Origin of the sequence: Bartonella sp. AP40SXNS (assembly GCF_042195825.1) — a bacterium.
Taxonomy (GTDB): domain Bacteria; phylum Pseudomonadota; class Alphaproteobacteria; order Rhizobiales; family Rhizobiaceae; genus Bartonella.
On the sequence record NZ_JBHIPB010000058.1, the window covers coordinates 1 to 2,257 of the forward strand.

Genomic DNA, 2,257 nt, shown 5'->3' on the forward strand with positions numbered 1-2,257 from the left:
TTAAAAAGGAACACTATCATTCATAACGGTATGAGACGTATCAAGAGGCTTGTGAAAGCTTCTGTCATAAGGTGATGACTGATCTTGATTATCATCATTTTTGCCATCTAAAAGCTTTAACTCGCCTTTGTACTGAGGCAATATGACTTCTGTTACATAGCGATCAACACCGTTTTTATCTTGCCATTTACGGGTTTGTAGTCGCCCCTCGATATAAACTTTGCTGCCTTTATTCAGATACTGGAGTGCTACTTTTGCCAAGTGTGGATTAAACACCACAATGGAATGCCATTCGGTTTTGTCTACTTTCTTATTGGTTGCCTTGTCTGTATAGCTCTCAGACGTTGCCATTCGAAAATTGACCACCTCGATGCCAGATGACATTGTTTTGCTTTCTGGATTAGCACCTAAATAGCCAATTAAAATCACTTTATTAAGCATGTTTGTAAGTCCCATTAAATGATGTAAAGATCATAACATGTTTTATGTGTTTTTACAATGTTTTCAGTTAGCTAATAACAATTATTTAAAGTGTTACATTATGTTCTAAATCACTAAAGCGTGTAAAATCGGATTGAAAGGCAAGGGGAACGATTCCTGTCGGACCATGGCGTTGTTTTGCTATAATAACCTCGGCTTTACCCTTGGCTTGCTCCATTGCATCTTGCCATTTGCTATACTCAGCGGTGCCTTCTTTTGGTTCTTCATTTTTGAGATAGTATTCTTCACGATAAACAAACAGCACAATGTCGGCATCTTGCTCAATTGAACCAGATTCACGTAAATCGGAGAGTTGTGGACGTTTATCGGTTCGGTTTTCAACTTGACGCGAAAGTTGTGACAGAGCAATGATGGGAATATTGAGTTCTTTTGCAAGTGCTTTTAATCCGGTGGTAATGGCTGTAATTTCTTGAACGCGATTTTCTAATGAACGCTTTGAACCGCTTGTCATGAGTTGGATATAATCGATAATCAAGACATCTAGACCATGTTGTCGTTTAAGACGCCTTGCACGAGCGGACAATTGTGCAATAGACACCCCACCCGTTTGATCAATATAAAGAGGGATTGTTTGTAAGGAACGCATTGCGTGAATAATTTTTGCAAATTGCTCTTCTGAGATATTACCACGGCGCATATCAGAAGAAGAAACCTTTATTTGCTCTGAGATAATACGAGTTGCAAGCTGTTCAGTTGACATCTCAAGTGAAAAGAAACCAACAATACCCCCTTCATTGGCTTGGCTGTTATCATGACGCTTGCAAGCATTGGCAATATTAAAAGCAATATTGGTCGCCAGTGAGGTCTTCCCCATCCCAGGGCGCCCCGCAAGGATAATCAAATCAGATGCTTGTAACCCTCCCATTTTCTCATCAAGTGTTTTGATATGGGTAGCTATCCCTGAGAGCCTTGAAGAACGCTTTTTCGCTGCACTTGCCATGTTAAGTGCTTTTGCAATGGCTGTATCAAAATTTTCAAACCCACCCCCGTATTTTCCCTTTTCTGCCAATTCAAACAACTGATTTTCAACAGTTTCAATTTGTTGTGATGTTGTAAGTTCTACAGAAACATCATAAGCTCTATTCACAACTTGAGTGCCAAGGTTAATTAAAGAGCGTCGGATAAACAGATCATAAATGACGCTCCCATAATCTTTAGTATTAATGATTGTGACTGCCTCGGTAGCTAAACGCACCACGTAATTATATACAGTGATGTCACCAATTTTCGCATCATTTTCAACAAAGGGCTTAATAGTAATGGGATCTGCAACTTTTCCATTTTGAATAATTTGTGAAATGATATCAAAAAGCTTTTGATGCAACGGTTCAAAAAAGTGCTCTGCTTTTAAAAAATCAGAAACGCTATCAAGAGCATTATTATTGATAATGATAGCACCCAGCAAAGCTTTCTCTGCTTCAATATTATGGGGAAGTTGACGAAAAGAAGATTGTTCTTCTGTTTGAAAAGAAGGTAATTTAACAGCGCTCATTTTATTCATTATGATTTAAATTGATTTGATAAATGATAATTATAAATCACTGAATCTACAGTGTGAATCCCATTTTTATTTTACTTAACAGCTTGCTTTTTGATACGTTTTGTGCAATAAAGAGATGTTCTTTTATATTTCGATTGGTTATTTTAATCGTTTATTTAGATCGCTAGCTGTTTTGATAATAAAAGCCGTATCAATTCATTTTGATGCGGTTTTTATGTATTAAGGCTTGCATTTTTACACGTTTTGTGTAATATA

General features: G+C 37.2%; 2 protein-coding genes. Both read right to left on the bottom strand.

Features of this window, described 5'->3' with window-relative positions; genetic code table 11:
* Window positions 1-441: a single-stranded DNA-binding protein gene (gene ssb / locus ACFILZ_RS09615; protein WP_375611036.1), complete on the bottom strand. Its 441-nt coding sequence runs from the start codon at window positions 439-441 to the stop codon at window positions 1-3.
* 85 nt (window positions 442-526) lie between these two features.
* On the bottom strand, window positions 527-2,002 hold the full coding sequence (locus ACFILZ_RS09620; RefSeq protein WP_375611037.1) for a replicative DNA helicase: 1,476 nt from the start codon (window positions 2,000-2,002) through the stop codon (window positions 527-529).
* Window positions 2,003-2,257: the final 255 nt, after the last annotated feature.